Origin of the sequence: Nostoc sp. CCY0012, from assembly GCF_963920855.1 — a bacterium.
Lineage (GTDB): Bacteria > Cyanobacteriota > Cyanobacteriia > Cyanobacteriales > Nostocaceae > Cyanocohniella.
In genome coordinates this window covers 1-19,549 of record NZ_CAWUDM010000102.1, presented here as the reverse complement: position 1 = coordinate 19,549, position 19,549 = coordinate 1, and the positions used below count along the sequence as shown (strand labels likewise).

Here is a 19,549-nt window from a genome sequence, read left to right as displayed (position 1 = left end):
ACTCCCAACTCCCAACTCCCAACTCCCAACTCCCAACTCCCAACTCCCAACTCCCAACTCCCTACATGTCATGCTCTGGAAATGGTGCTTTAGATTATTAATAATATTCCTGGGAGTTTGGCTACTCCTGGATTTGCTTTCTCGTCTGGGAGCAGAAATTTTCTGGTTTGAGAATGTCGGCTACTTGCAAGTATTTCTGCTGCGGATACTAACTAAGGGTGGGGTATGGGTAGTCATAGCTGTTGCAAGTGGATTCTATCTGCTGGGAAATCTTTCTTTGGCGCGTAAATTAAGGTACTCCCAGTCTTTAAAAATTAAAGAAGTCCGGCGTGAAGAAGCAGGACTTAATCGTGAATTAGAAAACTTTCTCAGTCCTCATTATTCCCAACGCGATGAAATTACAGCACCTAAATCTCGGACTAAGCCATTAAGATTACGTTGGTTGCTACCTGTGGCGTTGGTGTTAAGTCTATTGGTGGGATTGATGCTATTTCACTATGGTCAAATAGCTTTTTCTTACTGGCATTCTCCCATGATGATGTCTGTTCCCCCAGTTCCAGTGCTATTTCGACCAGAGAGAATTTGGCAATTGATGAGCGGGGAAATTATCTCCCACAGTTGGTATATTGCCTTGGTTGCAGGAGTGGCGATCGCAATTGTAATTTATCCTGGTTTTTTCCTGACGGCGATCGCAGTTGTATTTAGTGTTTTGTTTGCTTGGGTGCTGTCTCATAACTGGGCTAGAGTCCTGCAATATTTTCGCCCCACACCCTTCAATGTTTCTGAGCCTTTATTTGGTCAAGATATCAGTTTTTATATATTTTCCCTACCTTTTTGGGAACTGCTAGAACTATGGCTGATGGGATTGTTTTTATATGCTTTCATCTCTGTTGGCTTAACATATCTCCTCTCAGCAGATAGTTTCAGTCAAGGAATTTTTCCCGGATTTTCTTCTGGACAACAGCGTCATTTATATGGCTTGGGTGGCTTGTTTATGCTGGTTGTTGCCCTAAGTTATTGGCTGAGTCGTTATGAGTTAGTTTATTCTCGCCGTGGAGTAACTTACGGTGCTAGTTATACCGATGTCATAGCAGTTTTGCCAGCTGACACAATCTTGAGCATCTTGGCGTTAACGGTGGCTTTCTACCTGCTATGGCGCACGTTTTCTTGGAAACCCCAGTCTCGGTATCGCCAATTTGTATTTTATGGGTTGGGACTATATTTAATTGCAGTTGTCGCCGCTGATTTTCTCCTCCCTACTGTGGTGCAGTATTTAATTGTTCAGCCCAACGAATTACAACGAGAGCAACCATACATTCAGCGTACTATTGCTTTGACTCGGCAGGCATTTGATTTGGAAGCCATCGATGCCCAAACCTTTAGCCCTACTGGCGGCTTGACGGAAGCCGATCTGCAAAGAAATGATTTGACGATTCGGAATATTCGCCTTTGGGATCAGCAACCACTTTTAGAAACTAATCGCCAGTTACAACAAATTCGTCTTTACTATCGGTTTCCTGATGCCGATATTGACCGCTACACTTTATTAACAGAAGTAGCCGCAGAAGCACCTACCACAACAGAAGAGACTCCAGACCCTAATCCAGAACCAAATCCACCCACAGAAACCACAGAAAGGCGGCAGGTATTAATTGCTGCCAGGGAACTAGATTATACTGCTGTGCCTCAACAAGCGCAAAGATGGGTCAATAGGCATTTAATTTATACACATGGTTACGGGTTTACCATGAGTCCCGTGAACACAGTCGGGCCGGGTGGGCTACCAGAATACTTTGTTCAAGATATCGCAGGCAATGACGAAAACGCCCTCACAACATCCAGTGAAGCCATTCGTGACAGCGTTCCCATTGGACAACCACGGATTTATTTTGGAGAAATTACTGATACTTATGTAATGACTGGGACAAGAGTTAGAGAGTTAGACTATCCCAGTGGCAGTGATAATGTTTACAATATTTACGATGGACAGGGTGGCATTGGTATTGGTGCAACCTGGAGAAGATTATTATTTGCCATGTATTTGAAAGATTGGCAAATGTTATTTACACGGGACTTTTTGCCAGATACCAAGGTCTTGTTCCGGCGGAATATCAACCAACGCATTCGCGCGATCGCACCCTTCTTACAGTATGATAAAGACCCTTATTTAGTGGCCGCCGATGCCAACCCAGATAATGTTAATGGCGATTTCCCTACTAATGGCAATTATCTTTATTGGATTGTAGATGCATACACCACAAGCGATCGCTATCCCTATTCAGATACCACCAGCGAAAACATCAACTACATCCGTAACTCAGTCAAAGTAGTAATTGATGCCTACCACGGCACTGTTAACTTTTACGTTGCTGACCCCAGAGATCCCATTATTGCCACCTGGTCAAAGTTATTTCCCAACGCCTTCAAACCCCTCAGTGATTTGCCCCCCACCCTCCGCACTCACATCCGCTACCCCGTGGACTTCTTCAAAATCCAATCTGAGCGGTTGATGACTTACCACATGACAGACCCCCAAGTTTTTTATAACCGGGAAGACCAATGGCAGATACCCAACGAAATCTATGGTGATGAAGCGCGTCTAGTAGAACCATATTATTTAATTACCAGCCTCCCCACAGTTCCCTTTGTTGGCGAAGCCTCTCGCCAAGAAGAATTTATTCTGCTGTTACCTTATACACCCAGACAACGGTCTAATTTAATTGCTTGGTTAGCCGCGCGATCGGATGGAGAAAATTACGGTAGGTTATTGTTGTATGTATTTCCTAAAGAACGCTTGGTTTTCGGGCCAGAACAAATTGAGGCCCGCATTAACCAAGACCCAGTGATTTCGCAGCAAATTTCCCTATGGAATCGCCAAGGTTCAAGAGCAGTTCAAGGTAATTTATTGATTATTCCCATTGAGCAATCCCTACTGTATGTCGAGCCAATTTATTTAGAAGCTACCCAAAATAGATTACCAACTTTAGTCCGGGTAATTGTCGCTTTTGAAAATAGAATTGTCATGGCCCCTACTTTAGAACAAGCTTTAGAGGGAATTTTCCAACCAGAAGTCACACCCGCCCCAGCAATTATTCGTCCTGTAGAAGAACCGGCCCCCGCAGAATAGGGAAGATAGGGGAGTTTTGATATCCGCATTAAGTCTTTATGTCTATACGTAATGTGCGTCAATCATTTATTTTCAGGACTTATGCAAGTGTCACAAAAAATAAAAAATTTTTTTTGCTTGTAGTCAGGGCTACCCTACGGGAACACTGCGCGAACAGCCCTTATCTTGTCAAGCCCTGCGGGCATAGCTGCGCTTACCGCGGAGCATCTCGCAGAGAGGACTAAAGTCCTCACTACAAACTTAAAATAATATGCTAGTTACGTAAGTCCTGATTTCACTGAAGTATCCCAACTAATACCTTGATTAATTGCTCCAATTCTTCGGGAACACGATACAATTTAACGTCTTCAGTAATCAATTTCTTCTCTCTATCTAATGTGCCAAATTTCCAGTCATCCCCATTAGTAACAGCACCATACAATATTTTTGAGTCATTACCTAACGACTTGTCTAATGCGATTAATTCTACAGCGAGTTGGGTAAATCCTCGACGGATATCTGATTGCTTTGCCTCAAGCACTAAGATTGTGTTTTTTCCTTTTAGTAGATAATCAAGACTTCCTTTGAGTCTATTGTCAACATCAAGTGCATACTCACTATACAATTCAGCATTAGTCTGGTCGCACACCTCAACGATAATTGGTGCGATGAGAAATTCTCGAATAGATATCTCTACTGAAGGGTTGATTAGTCTAATGTTTCTTCGGATATAATTATTCAGAAATTCTAGATAAGAAATATCTTAGTCATAAGAAGGTAATTCTAGTATTTTTCTTGCATAAGCATAGTCAAATTCAGCTAATATTTCTTTTGTGGGATTCTTTAATTGAAAATATTGACTAAAGGTATATGTAGCCAATGGGTCAAGAATTTTGAATTTGTTAGTTGTCATATTCTCCTAAATAGTATATCTATATTCATCACTATTCAGTTACCTTGATCAAGTTCAGAATTTCACTGCAAGTTTCTTCTGGTGTCTTGCCTTTTGTGTATACCATAAACTTCGCCAGATGATAGTTTGAACTATGTCTAACAAAGTGTTCATTGACGTTTACTTTATTGCGAATTGCGAATTATTTTTATGTCTCTTGAGAATTGCTACGTATAGCTGCCAAGGCGAAATTAACAGTATAAGGTTCCTCCATAGGTTGCTGTGTACTGGCTTTAATAGCATCTAAATAACGCCGTAAAACTAGCAGTTGTTGAGAATTAGTTTGATAAGTGAGATTGCCTTGTTTTTCAAACAGAGGAGTAGCAGCGATCGCCTGGTAGTGAGAATTATTCTGAGAACTGGGGGTCAACCAAATAGCATCTGGGTTGGCGGGGATTAAACCCGGTGGTAACTCACCTTCTAAGAATGCCATCAAACGTTGCTGACAAATACTAGTATTGATACCACGTCCCTCAAATAACTGCAAAACCTCGCCAAATGATAAGGTTCTATCTGGTAATATTCCTAGTAATTCCCTAAACAAGAAATAGTCAGTATATTGTTGCCTGGGTTCTTCTAAAACCTGAGGATGTAAGGGCAACATTGCTAGACCGTAGGCCACTCGACTACAATTAGGCGCGCCGTTTTCACCGAGATACAAATCTTGAATTATCTTCGCGTTGGGGAGTTTTTGCTTCAGCCAATTGTTGACAACTCCTAAGGAAGCCACACCACCAGTTAAAAGCGCCTGATTAATTGCTTCTGTGGGGATGCCTTTAGCCACTAACAATTTATTTAGTTCCCGGTTCAAGCGGCGCACGAAGGGGATAAACACTTGAGTTTCTAAATCTCTGCGCTGTAATGTCCATCGCTGATCAGCTAAATCTAAAGTAAAAGTATCTTGATGTTGCAAAATCAGCTTCAATGCCAATGCAGCATCTAACACCGCCTGTCCTAACAAGGAACTTTCTAAATGCTGCTGAAGACGGATACGAGTGGGAATATCTGGTTCACCTACTCTGGGTAATTCTAATTTTTCTAATCCCAAACTCTGCCAACGCATTTGATCTAAACCAGGAAAGGCGGGTTGCCATTGCCAAGGATTGCTAGTAATTGTTTTGCTCTCTCCCTGGTTGTCAAAGCGGGTTTGGCGATATTTGGTTGGCAATAGTAACTGACAAATAATGTCCTGCTCAATTCCCTTACTGGCATAGGCAAAACTATGGAGGAGAAAATCATTGTGTTTTAATTGCTGGAGATTTTCTGGCAAATCCACCAGGGCCATTTCTGTAGCTGTGGCGCCAATATTAATTACCAAAGTTTGACCAACCACAGGATGATCGCTAGGTTTCACAGAACGTAAACCCTGGCGATCGCTTAATTGTACTATTTCACCATTGGCACCATCGAGGGTACTGAGCAGACTAGCGATGGCTTCCTCGACAAAAAAGACTTGTTGGGGATGTTGGACTAATTTGCTAGTGAGTAAAGCTTCTCGCACATTAAAGCGATATTGTTCTGACCAGTTAGCTGGACAAGTGCAAATTACACCAGCAATCTGATTAATAATGTGATGGAAAGTTTTTTCATTTAAACCCACCGCAGTGGCAATTAAACCCTGAGTGGTGCTGTGGCGATCTGCTTTTAAGGTTAGCAGTAATTTCGAGAGCGATCGCACAACCCAAATCAAAGGCCCCGCAGAAAATTCATTAAATTGCAGCACAGGTTCCCATTTTTGTTGTTCACTTTTGTAGGGAACAGCCACCTGTAAGTATGGCTTCAACTGGGCCGAGTAAAAATTATTCTGGGGATTTTTGGCCGATTTATGTAAATGATCTGCATCTGTCTGGCTTGCGGTTTCCTCTTGAGGTCTGGAATTAGACGGCAAATAAACCTCTGCGGGTAACCGGAATGATTGTTGAAACGAAGTAACTTCCTGTTGGTTGTCCGCTGACCAGTAAATAGGATACACCACAGAATTGTGATGATTTAATAATGCCGCAGAAATGCCAGTTGTACCTACATCAATTCCTAAATACCAAACCGAGTCGAGAATATCGGGTGCAATTTCTGGATGACTCTTAGAGCTAGAAATGGAAATAGACGAGCTTTCTTGTGCCAAATTCACTGCCTGTTCTGTGGCCTCTGTGGGGCTAAAGTCTAAGTCAGCTTCTGTTTGCGGCCAAGATATCGGGGTAATCTGCGACACATCCGCGCTAGAGACAGTAATATCTGGTGTGCTGGGGTCAGCCAGTTTATGCTGGTCTATGCTCTCTGCAAATACATCTAAGTTAAAATTAGAATCTAGTAGCTCGTCAAAATTGGCTAAATCTTGATGCAATTGCTGCCATTGCCCTTCATCCAGAAAAATATCAGATACGGTGGACGCATGACTATCTTCTGGTAAAAGCAAATTTTCTTGGGGAGAAGCAGCAATGTAATTGTCTAATAACTGCTCTTGCTCTTCATTGTTGACGACTACTTCCGACTCGTCAACAACATCTATTTCTGGTGGCGTGACTACTGCGGTTTCTAGAGGAGAAGCAATTCCCAACCACTCCTGTTCACTACCCATATCCACAAATAAGTCACTCAAGGCTGTAATTGTATCAGCACTACTGGGCTGAATCTGGTAATCATCAGTGACGACAACTTGTGTTTGTGAAAACCCAGAACTGCCTATGGATTGGCCTGGGTCACTATCTTCTGCAAAAAACAATCCTTGCCATGACTCTGATGATGAGTCTTGCGGTTGAGTATTCCGAGGACTTAATGCTTCCGACCAAGGATCTGGCACAGCTGCTACTGGCTCAATGGGAGATGTAGCTATAGTCTTGGTAATTTGTGGTGCAGATAATTCTGGGGCGATAACCTCTGTTGCTTCTGCCTCAGTGGGGAATGATAACTCTGCTGTCACCACTGCTGGGCTAACATCAAGGTTCAAACTAGTAAATTTCTCTGTCCCCAACAAACTTACATACAGTTGATCTATTTCATCACTAATTAACTCCAAATTATCCTGCTGAAATTCCATCGATGTCGGCTCAGATGCTAAAGAATCATCTACACCAAGCTCTAAAAGCATTGCATCGAGATTATCTGTAACATCAACATCTTCTTCCTCACCATTAAATGTCAGTGAAGTTGCCGTCTCTGTTTCTAGCAATTGCCACATTTGGTTGTTGGCTAAATCACCTTGCTGGGCTGGTTGTGTTGTTTCAGGTGCAGTAAATGATGACTGATTTGCTCCCCCCTCGTTCGATGATGGGTTACTAGGCAATGTTTGGGGCAAATGTTGCGTTAAACTGTTGAGGAAGTTTACCATCAACTGTTCGCCCTGCACTCCCGTATTGTGCATTCGTGCCAGTGCTTGAGATAAGGATTCGTGATAAGTATTAATATTCCGTTGTAATGCTTCAAATACGACATTTACAGTCCCATCTAAGGATAATAAACGTTGATCTAAGTCCTGGGATAGATGTGTTAAGCGTTCTGTTTGTGGAGTAGATTCTAAGAAAGGTTGAGTTGCCGCCGATGCTAATTGCCTAGGTTGTTGACTATTGCTACTAGCGATGTTTTCCCTATTTTGTGACGTTAAAGCAGGTAGACGGCTCATTAGTACCTGTAAAAATTCGGAAATCATCTGCTCCTGGTTAGCCCACTGCTGGCTTAAGGAGTAGTTGTGTAGTCGCCTTTGCTCTAGTTGTCTAATTTCTTGTACAAGTGTTGCCCGCTCTTGCAACATCGTTGCTAATTCTGCCTGCAACGGCTGCATTAATGTTGTTAATTCGGTTTTTAATTGCTGAGAGATCAAATCACTGTGGTTTTGCAAAACTTGGTTTTGCTGTGCAGCAGATTGGTTATGAGCTTGTTCGACAAATTTTTCCAACAAAGGTGATTTTTGTACCTGTCCAGATACTTGGTTTTGGTCTGCACTCTGGAAAACTTCAGTTTCTCCTTGCTGGACAAGAAATTGACGAATTCGTTCTAAAACTTCTCTAGCTTCCGGCGCCTGACTAGACAACAACCGAGTCAGACGCTTACCACTGCTATTGAGTAAGTTGTCAATGTCTGCAATTAATTTTTGAATTTCATCTGCGCGGGAAGTCACTTTGAATTACCTTATCTAGAACTGTACTTTAACGGGTCGGGGAACTACATGTATGAAAGTTCCTCAGGTGGGAATCCTTCGGACTGCTTACTGACGTGATGGATTTATGAGACTTGGCAGTCATTCATCAACATCTGTTGTCAAAGAGTAACTTGACAGTTAGTTGCAATTTAGAAATACAAAAGGTATGCCGAATTTGTTTTTATACAAGGAGATGTTACAGCTTCTCGGACTTTATCCTATAAAAAACATCCACAAATGCAACAGCTAAGTAAATAGTCTTAGTAAGACAAATGCCTGTAATTACGACATCAGACCCACAAAGCTAATTTCCCCGACTTTGCACCCACACGAGCAATTAATGTAGCTAACCAGTCACTGAATGGCAAGGGGATATTTTTGACTTCATTTTGCTCTGTATGAACAGATAAAAATTTTACATTAGCAAAAATTAACTACCTTGAGTATCATTGATCTTGTTTGGCTATATATTTAAGTAATCTTGTTGGCAATGCATTTGACCCCTAAAGGAGACTCCAAAAGGCGTCAAATGCCGTGGGCAAAAGGTTTACGCAATTCTAACCCATAGGTCAAGATTGTTGATAAAAAATACTTGTAGCTTTCTTGTGTAACACAGTTTAGTATTCTTTTTGAAAGGGGTTGTGCTTTGATCGCTTAAGTTGAATATAGCGCTCTTGTTTGTTTTATACATAGCAGCTTTAATAAATTAAGTCGTAATGGAAGACCGATATAGCTTGCAAGCACCCACTAATCCCTGGATACTTTCTGCTCCCTTTTTTGAAGGGTTGCCAGAAGCTGCTGTGGAACTAGCTCTCACCCATCTTGTGACTCGCACACACCCAGCAAATCAAGTGATTCTGCTGGAAAATGACTGGGGTGGTTCCGTATACTTTATTTTAGACGGATGGGTAAAAATACGTACTTACAATTTAGAAGGAAAAGAAGTAACACTAAATATTATTGGTAAAGGTGAATTATTCGGAGAAATGGCGGCGCTAGATGAAGTACCTCGCTCCACTGATGTGATTACCCTAACGCCGACGATAATTGGCAGTATGCCATCGCAAGATTTTGTTAAATTACTTCATACAGAACCCTTGGCGGGAGTAAGATTATCACAACTGATGGCTCGACGCTTGCGGCAGGTAAATCGACGACTGCGATTGCGGGAATCTGATAGTCAATCACGAGTAGCCGACACTTTGTTATTCTTGGCAGAAGGACAAGGAAAACAAGCACAGACAGGAACCGAAATTCCTAACTTGCCTCACCGGGAAGTGAGTAGCTTGAGTGGACTGGCAAGGGAAACAGTTACAAGAGTATTAACAAGACTAGAAAAAAAAGGTTTGATTAGAAGGGAGCAGGACACTATTTGTATTCCCGATTTGTCAGCCTTAGAAAGAATGATAGTTTAATAATTTTGCCAAAATGAGTATTTCAGATTCTCTACCAGATGAAGACCCATCCACTAAAACTCAAAATACCCTCTTAGAGAAAGAACAGTTACGGCGACCTAGCCTCAAAGTTGATGCGCCCTTACGAATGGTAGAAACAGCATTTTTAGCGAGTACGGCTAGCCTCATCTGGTTTATTAATTTTTACTTTCCCCTGGGGCCAGTTTTGCGGATATTTTTCCCTGTACCCATCGCCTTAGTCTACTTGCGCTGGGGCAAAAGAGCAGCGTGGATGGCTGCTGTGACTTCTGGTTTGCTGTTATCAGTGCTAATGGGGCCAGTCCGCAGTCTATTATTTGTCATGCCTTTTGCTTTTATGGGTGTGCTTTTGGGTGCAACGTGGCATCGTCGTGTTCCTTGGATGGTGTCTATTACCCTGGGTACATTGTTGGGTACATTAGGGGTGTTTTTTCGGTTATGGTTGCTGTCTATATTATCAGGTGAAGACCTGTGGATTTATGTGATTAACCAAGTCACAGAACTCATAGAATGGGCTTTTTTAAGACTGCAATTGTTAGCTAGTCCTAGTGTATTTTTGATTCAACTGGGTGCGATCGCTTTAATTGTGTTCAATAACTTTATCTATCTGTTTATGGTACACCTGGCGGCATGGCTGCTATTGGATCGCTTGGGAAACTCCATTCCCCGTCCGCCACAATGGGTGCAAGTTTTGATGGATTATGAAGGGTAGATAACTTAAAAAATATGGTGCGGATTTATACCCAAATTCAACAGGGTGAAGCATGGATTAATAAGTATCGCGGTTGTTTACCTATATTTGCCTGTGTTTTAGGTTTTACTGAAACTGGTTTAATTCCCGGAATTTCCGCAGCTGGTAGCACTCCAGAAGACCGAAAATATACTGCTTGTGCTGATGCTGAGTTTTTATACTATGGCCCAGAAAAAAAACCTTTGTATCCTCTACCACCGTTAACAGCAGGTGCTTCGCCTGTGTTAATTTCTCGTGCTGTAGTTGAAGCACTGAAAATTCCAATTTATTTATTTAATGCTGGTTTACCCCATGCTCCTGCTGTACCAGCCATTGATTTAGGTGGTGATGCCGCTAAATGCTTAAGTGGAGGTGCGGCTATGGAATTGAGTACAGTACACCACTTGCTCAAACAAGGGTTACTGTGGGGAGAACGTCTGGCTGCCGATACTCCACAAGGATATGTAATTTTAAGTGAGTGTGTCGTGGGAGGAACTACCACCGCCCTGGGGATTTTAACCGGCTTGGGTATAGACGCAGATGGAAAAGTCAACAGTAGTCACCCTATTTGTAATCACGCGCAAAAGTGGGCAGTAGTGCAAGCTGGGTTGGAGAGGATGAGAGCGGGGGAAGCAGGGGTGCAGGGGTGCAGGGGGGAAGAATCACAATCGTCTCCCTCAATAGATCCCCTTAGGCTCGTTGCTGCTGTGGGTGATCCCATGCAAGTGGTGGTGGCGGGAATGGCGATCGCAGCTAGTCGTAGTTGTGGTGTCATGTTGGCAGGCGGTACGCAAATGCTGGCGGTGTATGCTTTAATGAGTGCGATCGCCCAAGCTTATGATCTAGCTTGGCAACCAGCAGAAGTTGTTGTTGGTACGACTCGTTGGGTAGCAGAAGATATAACTGGAAATACTGTTGATTTAGCACTTAGTCTAGGTAAAACAGTTCCTTGTTTATTTGCTACTCCGTTAAGTTTTGCGGATTCTCGCTATCCTCAACTTCAAGCTTATGAACAGGGCTTTGTTAAAGAAGGTGTAGGGGCTGGAGCCGCTTGCATCGCTGCTGATCTCAGTCACAATTGGCAGCAAGATCAACTTTTAGCTGCTGTTGAATCTCAGATTGAGCGACTCAGCCAAATCAATAGTCAATAGCAAAAACACCGGACTCATATAGATTCCGGCTAATTTTTCCAGTTATTGACATATTGAATAATTAGCAAATTTAATGGATTCTTTCTTTCATTAATTGTTCTTCTAAAGCTGCAATGCGATTGTAGGCTGCTGTTAACTGTGCTGTCAGTCTTTGTATTTGAATTTCTGGTGTTATGCCGGCATCTCCACCTTGCCTATTCATGTCTAAATAAATGCCATCTGTCAACACATCTTTATGTTCCATCTCAGAATGAAAATTGATGCGTTTTTTGAACTGATGACTGCCTGCATCACTATTTTCTACATTATTATCTTTTGCTTGGGTATTTGCTAAAGAACACTCTGAGAAAGCTTGAGCGACTTTACCGTCAAGTTGCTCTATCACCTGGCAGAGGGCATCTAGTTTATCACTCAAAGTCAGGATTTGCTGTTGTAATGGCTCCATTTAATACCCTTGTCCGCATATTTTCTCTATGTTATTCAATTTACTGGTGATCTTAACCATACTTATGAATTATTTAATTTTTCAAAAATTTTGTGGGAATATGTTATTTAAGTATTTGTTTATAAATATAACTAAATAATTTTTATGCATATTCATCATGATGATTATTGAGAAAATTTAATTCATGACCAGCTATTTATACTAAAAGAGTCGAATGTTAGTCACTAACTCAATTTTGACAGCACTATTTCGCAAATATGGCTAAATAAGCGCTTAAAGGCGCCATTTTTATCATGTATAATCCGAAATTCCCAATTCCCAACCCTAAATCACTGGATCGACGGTCTTTTTTGATTGGTGCAAGTGGACTGGCACTTTCACAACTGCTGGTTGGGTGTGGTGGTGGTAACCAAACACAACTCAATGTCCGGCTACTCCAAGGTTCTATACCTAGCCAAGTAGTTAGTCAATTTCGCCGCAGTTTACAGCAACGGGTGCAGTTACAGTTTACCCCGATTGAGCAGATACAAGAGATATTTAGGCAATTGCAAGGTTGGCAGCAGAAACCGAACACCACTAATGACCCAGTTTGGACACGTTTTTTACCCTTTGGGCAATCAGAAACAGTTGCAGCATCTAACTTGGTGACATTGGGTGATTACTGGCTAAGAGCAGCTATCGAGCAGAAACTAATTCAACCGTTGACACAGCCAGAAATTCAACAGTTAAAAAATTGGACTGCGTTGGATCAAAGGTGGCAACAATTAGTAACGCGCAACGCTCAAGGTAATCTAGACACTCAAGGGCAAGTGTGGGCGGCTCCTTACCGTTGGGGAAGTACGATGATTGTGTATCATCGTGAAAGATTACAAAGATTAGGATTGACGCCGCAAGATTGGAGTGATTTGTGGCGAAATGAATTGCGATCGCGGATTTCTTTACTTAATCAACCCAGAGAAGTCATTGGTCTGGTTTTGAAAAAGCTAGGAAACTCTTACAATACAGAGAATCTGGACACCATACCCGATTTAGAACAGGAACTACGCACACTCAACCAACAAGTGAAGTTCTATAGTTCCAATAACTATTTACAACCTTTAATTACTGGAGATACATGGCTAGCAGTTGGTTGGTCAAGCGATATCATGCCAGTTTTGGCACGTTATCCCCAACTAAGTGCAGTTATTCCACAATCAGGAACGGCAATGTGGGCAGACTTATGGGTACGTCCAACAAAGGCTGCCCAAGATACTATCTCATCTCAGTGGATTGATTTTTGTTGGCAACCAAATATTGCCCAGCAAATTTCTGTGCTAACTAGAAGTAATTCGCCAATTTTTCCCGATATTGTCCCGGCGGATATTCAACAACCGTTTAGGGGTTTGTTACAAAGTAATCGTGAAACTTTCAGCAAAAGTGAATTTTTACTCCCGTTACCTCCGGAAGTAATTAAGCAGTATGAGGCTTTGTTCACCCAAATGAAGCAAGCATAGTTATTTAAAGTGAACGCAACAGACCTAATCGGTTTTGTGCATTCATCTGGATACGGCATGACACTGGACTTGTCACAAAGTTACAAGTATAAGTTGCCAACAGGTCTTGCTGGTAATTAAAAACCCGGACATTATAACCTTCTCTTCTGGCACTGCTACCCAAGTGATTCACAAAATGGTAACGTTCTAGATATTCCAGCACACTCCAAACTTGCTGATTAACGATGAGGTCTACTCTGGCTGGTTCATTCTCGGATGCTGCATAGGCGATCCAGTTATCCAACAACCTATTTTCGGAATTTTCTTTTGCCCACCACAAACTAGGTGTAGTTAAACCTTCTGGGTTAATGGTACTGGCTGTCATCACCGTACCATTGGGTTGAGTTAATAAGGCCAGTTCCAAAGGCGCATCCGAAGGTGATGGGACTGGGGATGTTTGTGCTGGCGAGGGTAAGGCTGCTAAAAAAGAAATTGTACTCAGACTAATAGTTAAGTAGGTTAATTTCCACAAAGATAAAATAGACCTCATCCCCCTTCGGGGAAATTGTAAGCCAAAGCTTTTCGCTCGATGGGAGACAGGTGAGAAATTTAATTTAGTTGAGTGATTTAGCAGGGGGAGCGATATCTGGCGGCCAGGTAGCTTGTGTTTAATCATAAAAGAATACCATTGGCGATTTTGGATTAATGTTCCATTCGCTGATGAATTACGGGTAATAGATTTGACTACATATTAATAATTTACCTAATTAATCGCTGTTTGTGTGTGCTAAATCTTAAAGGCCAGGATGCGGAGTCTTTTGTAATCTGCCGTCCAAGTACTCTCACTATATAGTGTTGGTTTGAGGGACTGCTCTATCTGACTAATGACTTGTGTTTGCTGCTCAGGAGACAATTCTGCTAAAAAAGCGCTGGCGAACATTTGCAGCCAGTTTGCCATACCTGCTTCTTTCTCTGCTAAGGCAGTGGGACGGGCAAACAAAATGCCATAAGCGACGTTAAAGCCTTGCTGTTCTAGTAGTGTGGCGTATTCACCAATACTAGGAAAATACCAAGGATTAAGTGTTTGTGCGGCAATACCAACTGCCTCTAAAGCAGTATATAAAGCTTGAGCGATCGCCTGGATATTGCCCTTACCACCAAACTCGGCGAGAAAACGTCCTCCTGGTTTCAGTGCTTGATACACGCAGGCGATCGCGTCTTCTGGTTCTTTCACCCAATGCAAAGTCGCGTTGGAAAATACTGCATCTAATGGCTGATCTACTTGAAAGCTTCTCGCATCAGCAACATTAAATAATAAGTGAGGATAGTTTTGCTTGGCCTTTTCAATCATCGCCGGGGCGCTATCAATTCCCATGACTTCAGCACCAGCTAAAGCAATTTTTTCGGTGAGTTGTCCAGTACCACAACCTAGATCCAAAATATATTCTCCGGGTTTAGGGTTGAGCAATTTCAGCAAATCTTCGCCATATTGCCAGACAAAAGCGTGTTTATCTTGGTAAAGGTCACTATCCCAATCATTGTTACCTGCGGGTGCTAGTAGTTCAAGAGATTGAAGCGAGAATTGGGGATTTTGGGAGTAATCGCTGGTCATTAGCTTATAGTCTGAAAAACATGAGTACGGTGAACAGACTTATTGTGATGCAGTAGTTATTCTGATTGCAATAATGAAATTCTCAGAATCCATGACACCTCAAGAATTTTTAGAAAATTTGGCAACAGCAGGGACAGATCCCGAAAAACTCATGGTTGTTGCTCAATATCTGGAAACAACAGCGATGGATAATGCAACCACCCCCAGATGGCGCAGCATTCCATATAGTTCCGAAATTGAAATGGCGCTGAATAATTTGGCATTTCATCTAGAAGCACTTGCTGAAACGGGAAATTAAACTTCGTCCATCGTAAAAAGTGAAGTTTTTGTCATTGCAACCTCAAGAAGCAATCTCATAATCTTGACTGCAAACTATAGTTCTCAACATAGACAAGGTTTAATTAGGCTGATTTAATTGCCTTGTTGTATCCACTCTCGCGCCGCTTTTTCGGCAGCTTGAGGCGTATAGTAAAGCTTTCCCTGGCCAAACACTGCACCACCAGGACTAATCAACCGAAATTCCCAACAATCAGCCTCGGTATAAAACACAGATAGGGTAACGTGATCAATGCCAACAGCTAAGTGAATCTTGATAGTATTCATTAGTGGTATCTCAACGTCTACCCTTTTTTTTCATTTTTAATATGGAAATATTGTGTTTATGGGATCGCTCAGTTATAAATATCACTAAATTATAAATCATACAAATTTTTAAACCAGTTAACAAATACCTGTGCCTTTGGATGCTGTGGATGCAGAATTTTTTCCTCAATAGCATTATGTAGTTGTCGTCCTGGTGGATCTTGCCATGCTAACCACGTGTAAATACAAGCTTTATCATGATGAGAACTTATAAATTTTGCCCCTTGATTTTTTGATTCTCCTACGACTTTCTGAGCATATTTCCAAAGAACTTGGCTTTCATCGTAAACCATATAAGCTAAAAAAGTTTCTAACATACCTTGTAGTTGGTTATCTGGCATAATCCAGATACCAAACTTAATTCCAGCATGAGTAAGATGAATAAGTCCGGTTTCCGGTATTTCATGAGGTATATCAGGAATACTTGATAAACAAGCATTTCTAATACTTTGCCAACTAGTAGATGAATCTTCATCTGCGTCTAGTATCAAACCAAAATGGGTTAATCCTGCTTCTTTCAGCCGAGCAGATATCCAATAATTAGTAAAATCATTACCGCCGCGAGGTTGGATATAGACAGGTTCATTACCTTTTTCCCAAGGAATTCCGTTGGCTTCGAGGAGATACGGTATTACTCGTTTATCTTGTTCACCCTCAACAAACAGCCGCTTCGTCAATTTCTCCTTGCTTGGCATTATTAACGAACCTCAATATTCTCTTCAGCCGCAATAACAATTTCCGGCTCAATAAAAACTATATTTTTTTCTTTACCTTTTTCAATTCTATGAATTCTAATACTATCCTCAATTGCATTTTCTTGTTCTGCAATATCGGATAAACTTTTCCAACAATCACTATTGTGTGTAGTGGCAAAGACTTGTACATTTAATCTTTTAGATGTTTCCCAAATCATCTTCCACATATCAGACATAGTAGTAAAATGAAGTCCTGTATCAATTTCATCTATGAATAAGTATCCATCTTTAGCGCATACAGTAGCTAATGCAAGCCCTAAGATACGCCAAATCCCATCTCCCATGCTACCGATTGGTACACGTTTGTTATCAGAAAGAAGCACAAGAAAACCACCACGAGAGTCTGATAAATATCTGGATTTTTGAGAACTTACCGGAGCAATTCGTTGAATTTTGGAGTCTACTCTATTAAGCGCTTGCTCTACAAGTTTTTCTTCAGGTGTTAGTACTACCTGATCAAATAACTCAATCATTTTCTCTGTTCCTAGAGAAGATGATGTTATAAATTGCGTGATAATTGCAGGATTTTTAGTATCTCTACGAGATCTTAGAATATAATCTACAGGTAATGTTCCATTAGGCATTAACGGTAACTTCAAAAAATCTTCTTTTTTTTCTTGAGTCCACTGTATAATTAAATCGGTTTCCTTCAATACATCTGGGACTTCATCATATATAACTTCTGGTAACTGATTATATGATTCTCTGTGAAGATTTTTGCGTATTTCTATTGATCCAATAAGCTGTTCTTGAATATTGCCATCAGTAGTACTAACTATTGAAAATCTGCTTCCCAATTCAATTTCATGCCCATAAAAAAGGTGCCGAATATCAAGCTTTCGCTCTCCTCTTCTTTCGTCATCAAACAAATATTCACCCCTTTTATTTATACTCTCACGTATTGGTTCAAGATTATTCCGTGAGCATAAAAGTTGAATAGCTTCTAATATTGAGGTTTTACCACTGTTATTTTCACCTACCAGCAGATTAATTCTACCTAGCTGCTGAAGCTCAAAAGATTTGAAACCTCGAAAATTTTCTATTTTTACGCTCTTTAACATATTTTTCCTAGCTGGAGACAACAAAGAGCTAATGACTAGTATGCGTATAAGCAGTTAAGATACTTCTTACTTTAGCAAAACGAGTGTTCGCCTAATTTAACTATATTTATCAATATCTGATTCTAAAACTTCAAACTGCACCTTGTTATATAAGTCTTGTAGAGAAATTTCAAAGGGTACCGTTGCCAGTGCGATCGCTTCATCTTCCTCATCATACTCACGCAACGACCATTGTTTTTTCCCAGTCTTAGAAAATTGTTCTACATGAATCCGGGTTTGGTCAATTAACAGATATTCTTGGAACGTGGAAATTGTGCGGTAAGACTCAAATTTATTCTCGCGGTCATAACCTTTGGTTGATTTTGATAAAACCTCAACAATCACCTGCGGGTTGAGAATTATATCTTGACGGTTGTTGAAAAATTCCGGTTCATCCGCCAAAATCATCACATCTGGATAAGTATAAATACTTTTTTGGGGTATCCATAGACGAACATCACCCATGTAAACGCGGTAGCTTTGCTTTTTGAAGGCAAAATTTAACTCAGTACTTAAATTGAGGGCTATTTGGTTATGATTAATTGTCCCGTCTGCCATTGGTATGATTTGCCCATCAATATATTCGCTTTTGTATTCAGCAGCTTCCTCTAACGCCAAATATTCCTCTGGGGTATAGTATCGCTGTTGCGTTACTTGCATAGTTATTTCCAGTAGCGATGTCTACAAATAGTTTAACTTGGTCATTGGCTCAGGCAGGCGATCTCTTCATCAAAGTTGCATATTTAATTCTTGATTTATTCCCACAATCTTCTACCAGCTTTACCGTTTAATCTTTCATGAGTATCTGCCAACAAAGCAGGAATATCTAACTTTTCAGGACAGCGAGGTAAACAGTCACCGCATTCTGTACAACGGTTGGCTTTCATTCCCGGAAACCAGTGACCGGCATTTTCAAACATACCATAACGATATTTACCATAGTCGGTCATATCATAAGCTACAGCGAGATTTCTTAATCGCAATACTTCGGGAATATTAATATTTTCTGGGCAAGGTAAACAAGCAAAACACTGACTACATTTATCAGTTTTTAATGTGGATTTTTGATGCTTTTCTAATGTTTGAAAAATTAAACTTTCTTCTAATGTTAACTCACCATCACTATCAGCAACTTGTAAAGGTTCTATTAATTCATCTGGGATAGCTGGCCCGACACTCAGGGTAGTAATGCGATGATCACTCAGTAAAAAGCGATAATTTAATTCTAAGGATGAATATGGCTGACACAGGTCTTTCAAAGTTTGGGGTGGCGTATAAAGTCGTCCTCCCTTATCAGCCGGGGAAATTATAAAAACGCCCAGATCTTTTTCAGCTGCTAGCTGAATTGCTGGTGCGTTGCGTTGCCAAAAATAGTAATAATGCAGATTGACAAATTCAAAAAAATCTGTATTTATTGCCGCCAGAATTATATCTAATGACCCGTGGGTAGAAAAACCAACGTGCCGCACGCGACCGTCATCAACAGCTTCCTGGACAGCCTTCATGCAGCCAGTATTGGCTTGCACCCACTTGAGATGTTCCCAAGTATTTAAGCCATGAATACCCAGGCAATCTAAATAATCCAGATCTAATCGTTCTAGAGATTCATTGATGCACCGACGCATACTATCAGCATCAGCTGTAGGCGGAATTTTGGTGGTGATGTGAACCTGGGAACGAGGTACTGACAATCCACCTTTGATAACTGCACCAAGATACTCCTCACTTTTACCGTAGCCTCTGGCTGTTTCTAAATGATTAATTCCTAGCGCCAAAGCTTGGTCAATTATCTGCTGGGCATTGTCAGCATCAGCTAAATAGCGCATTGTTCCCAACGAAAAAACCGAAAGGCGTAGGTTTGTTTTTCCAAAGCGTCGGTATTGCATCACTAAGTTAGGGTATTAGGGACAAGGAGATAAGGGGACAAGGGGACAAGGGGATAAGGGGACAATTTCTGGCAAATATCAAAACCTGTTATGTTTAGTCTTCCTCATCTCCCCATCTCCCCATCTCCCCATC

At 41.2% G+C, this 19,549-nt stretch carries 16 protein-coding genes; 6 read left to right on the top strand and 10 right to left on the bottom strand.

Annotated features, from left to right (window positions below; genetic code table 11):
• The first annotated feature begins 70 nt into the window (after positions 1 to 70).
• On the top strand, positions 71 to 3,127 hold the full coding sequence (locus tag ACM0OS_RS22930) for a UPF0182 family protein (RefSeq protein ID WP_414545497.1): 3,057 nt from the start codon (positions 71 to 73) through the stop codon (positions 3,125 to 3,127).
• Between the two features lie 274 nt (positions 3,128 to 3,401).
• Here ACM0OS_RS22930 and ACM0OS_RS22925 read toward each other — a convergent pair whose 3' ends face one another.
• Positions 3,402 to 3,647, bottom strand: a complete 246-nt coding sequence (locus ACM0OS_RS22925) for a hypothetical protein (protein WP_414545495.1) — start codon at positions 3,645 to 3,647, stop codon at positions 3,402 to 3,404.
• 559 nt (positions 3,648 to 4,206) lie between these two features.
• Complete coding sequence (locus ACM0OS_RS22920; RefSeq protein WP_414545494.1) at positions 4,207 to 8,169, bottom strand: hypothetical protein; 3,963 nt, start codon at positions 8,167 to 8,169, stop codon at positions 4,207 to 4,209.
• Positions 8,170 to 8,906: 737 nt separating this feature from the next.
• On the opposite strand from ACM0OS_RS22920, the gene ACM0OS_RS22915 reads away from it, so the two are divergent.
• From ACM0OS_RS22915 to cobT, 3 genes are read left to right on the top strand one after another with little or no spacing between them, the layout of a single operon-like run.
• A complete protein-coding gene (locus ACM0OS_RS22915; protein ID WP_414545493.1) occupies positions 8,907 to 9,605 on the top strand; it encodes a Crp/Fnr family transcriptional regulator in 699 nt (232 codons plus the stop codon).
• A gap of 13 nt (positions 9,606 to 9,618) precedes the next feature.
• Entirely contained in the window at positions 9,619 to 10,335 is a 717-nt protein-coding gene (locus ACM0OS_RS22910) for a DUF2232 domain-containing protein (RefSeq protein WP_414545492.1), read from the top strand.
• 14 nt (positions 10,336 to 10,349) lie between these two features.
• Entirely contained in the window at positions 10,350 to 11,504 is a 1,155-nt protein-coding gene (gene cobT / locus ACM0OS_RS22905) for a nicotinate mononucleotide-dependent phosphoribosyltransferase CobT (RefSeq protein ID WP_414545491.1), read from the top strand.
• Positions 11,505 to 11,574: 70 nt separating this feature from the next.
• On the opposite strand, the gene ACM0OS_RS22900 is transcribed toward cobT, so the two are convergent.
• Complete coding sequence (locus ACM0OS_RS22900; protein ID WP_414545490.1) at positions 11,575 to 11,949, bottom strand: hypothetical protein; 375 nt, start codon at positions 11,947 to 11,949, stop codon at positions 11,575 to 11,577.
• Between the two features lie 293 nt (positions 11,950 to 12,242).
• Here ACM0OS_RS22900 and ACM0OS_RS22895 point away from each other — a divergent pair, with 293 nt between their 5' ends.
• Positions 12,243 to 13,442, top strand: a complete 1,200-nt coding sequence (locus ACM0OS_RS22895) for an extracellular solute-binding protein (RefSeq protein WP_414545489.1) — start codon at positions 12,243 to 12,245, stop codon at positions 13,440 to 13,442.
• Between the two features lie 4 nt (positions 13,443 to 13,446).
• Here ACM0OS_RS22895 and ACM0OS_RS22890 read toward each other — a convergent pair whose 3' ends face one another.
• Entirely contained in the window at positions 13,447 to 13,971 is a 525-nt protein-coding gene (locus tag ACM0OS_RS22890; protein ID WP_414545488.1) for a hypothetical protein, read from the bottom strand.
• Positions 13,972 to 14,208: 237 nt separating this feature from the next.
• Positions 14,209 to 15,033: a class I SAM-dependent methyltransferase gene (locus ACM0OS_RS22885; RefSeq protein ID WP_414545487.1), complete on the bottom strand. Its 825-nt coding sequence runs from the start codon at positions 15,031 to 15,033 to the stop codon at positions 14,209 to 14,211.
• A 91-nt stretch (positions 15,034 to 15,124) separates the two neighbouring features.
• On the opposite strand from ACM0OS_RS22885, the gene ACM0OS_RS22880 reads away from it, so the two are divergent.
• Positions 15,125 to 15,331 carry a hypothetical protein gene (locus ACM0OS_RS22880; protein WP_414545496.1) on the top strand — a complete coding sequence of 69 codons (207 nt, stop codon included), beginning with the start codon at positions 15,125 to 15,127 and terminating at the stop codon, positions 15,329 to 15,331.
• 113 nt (positions 15,332 to 15,444) lie between these two features.
• Here the strand turns inward: ACM0OS_RS22880 and ACM0OS_RS22875 are convergent, their stop codons facing one another.
• The 5 genes from ACM0OS_RS22875 to ACM0OS_RS22855 all read right to left on the bottom strand — a co-directional run bounded on the left by ACM0OS_RS22875 (position 15,445) and on the right by ACM0OS_RS22855 (position 19,416).
• Positions 15,445 to 15,636 carry a hypothetical protein gene (locus ACM0OS_RS22875; RefSeq protein ID WP_414545486.1) on the bottom strand — a complete coding sequence of 64 codons (192 nt, stop codon included), beginning with the start codon at positions 15,634 to 15,636 and terminating at the stop codon, positions 15,445 to 15,447.
• Between the two features lie 89 nt (positions 15,637 to 15,725).
• Positions 15,726 to 16,370 (bottom strand): DUF3226 domain-containing protein, encoded by a 645-nt coding sequence (locus tag ACM0OS_RS22870; RefSeq protein ID WP_414545485.1) that lies wholly within the window; start codon positions 16,368 to 16,370, stop codon positions 15,726 to 15,728.
• Positions 16,371 to 16,372: 2 nt separating this feature from the next.
• Positions 16,373 to 17,491 (bottom strand): AAA family ATPase, encoded by a 1,119-nt coding sequence (locus ACM0OS_RS22865; protein ID WP_414545484.1) that lies wholly within the window; start codon positions 17,489 to 17,491, stop codon positions 16,373 to 16,375.
• Positions 17,492 to 17,587: 96 nt separating this feature from the next.
• A complete protein-coding gene (locus ACM0OS_RS22860) occupies positions 17,588 to 18,190 on the bottom strand; it encodes a Uma2 family endonuclease (RefSeq protein WP_414545483.1) in 603 nt (200 codons plus the stop codon).
• Between the two features lie 95 nt (positions 18,191 to 18,285).
• The gene (locus ACM0OS_RS22855; RefSeq protein ID WP_414545482.1) at positions 18,286 to 19,416 is read right to left on the bottom strand and encodes an aldo/keto reductase; all 1,131 of its coding nucleotides are present in this window, start codon (positions 19,414 to 19,416) and stop codon (positions 18,286 to 18,288) included.
• Positions 19,417 to 19,549 lie beyond the last annotated feature (133 nt).

Bases quoted from the DNA above. Each gene is read 5' to 3' on its own strand.
- ACM0OS_RS22890 (WP_414545488.1), bottom strand. From the start codon at position 13,971: ATGAGGTCTATTTTATCTTTGTGGAAATTAACCTACTTAACTATTAGT.
- ACM0OS_RS22885 (WP_414545487.1), bottom strand. From the start codon at position 15,033: ATGACCAGCGATTACTCCCAAAATCCCCAATTCTCGCTTCAATCTCTT.
- cobT (WP_414545491.1), top strand. From the start codon at position 10,350: ATGGTGCGGATTTATACCCAAATTCAACAGGGTGAAGCATGGATTAAT.
- ACM0OS_RS22875 (WP_414545486.1), bottom strand. From the start codon at position 15,636: ATGAATACTATCAAGATTCACTTAGCTGTTGGCATTGATCACGTTACC.
- ACM0OS_RS22870 (WP_414545485.1), bottom strand. From the start codon at position 16,370: ATGCCAAGCAAGGAGAAATTGACGAAGCGGCTGTTTGTTGAGGGTGAA.
- ACM0OS_RS22880 (WP_414545496.1), top strand. From the start codon at position 15,125: ATGACACCTCAAGAATTTTTAGAAAATTTGGCAACAGCAGGGACAGAT.
- ACM0OS_RS22895 (WP_414545489.1), top strand. From the start codon at position 12,243: ATGTATAATCCGAAATTCCCAATTCCCAACCCTAAATCACTGGATCGA.
- ACM0OS_RS22860 (WP_414545483.1), bottom strand. From the start codon at position 18,190: ATGCAAGTAACGCAACAGCGATACTATACCCCAGAGGAATATTTGGCG.
- ACM0OS_RS22855 (WP_414545482.1), bottom strand. From the start codon at position 19,416: ATGCAATACCGACGCTTTGGAAAAACAAACCTACGCCTTTCGGTTTTT.
- ACM0OS_RS22915 (WP_414545493.1), top strand. From the start codon at position 8,907: ATGGAAGACCGATATAGCTTGCAAGCACCCACTAATCCCTGGATACTT.
- ACM0OS_RS22900 (WP_414545490.1), bottom strand. From the start codon at position 11,949: ATGGAGCCATTACAACAGCAAATCCTGACTTTGAGTGATAAACTAGAT.
- ACM0OS_RS22865 (WP_414545484.1), bottom strand. From the start codon at position 17,491: ATGTTAAAGAGCGTAAAAATAGAAAATTTTCGAGGTTTCAAATCTTTT.
- ACM0OS_RS22930 (WP_414545497.1), top strand. From the start codon at position 71: ATGCTCTGGAAATGGTGCTTTAGATTATTAATAATATTCCTGGGAGTT.
- ACM0OS_RS22910 (WP_414545492.1), top strand. From the start codon at position 9,619: ATGAGTATTTCAGATTCTCTACCAGATGAAGACCCATCCACTAAAACT.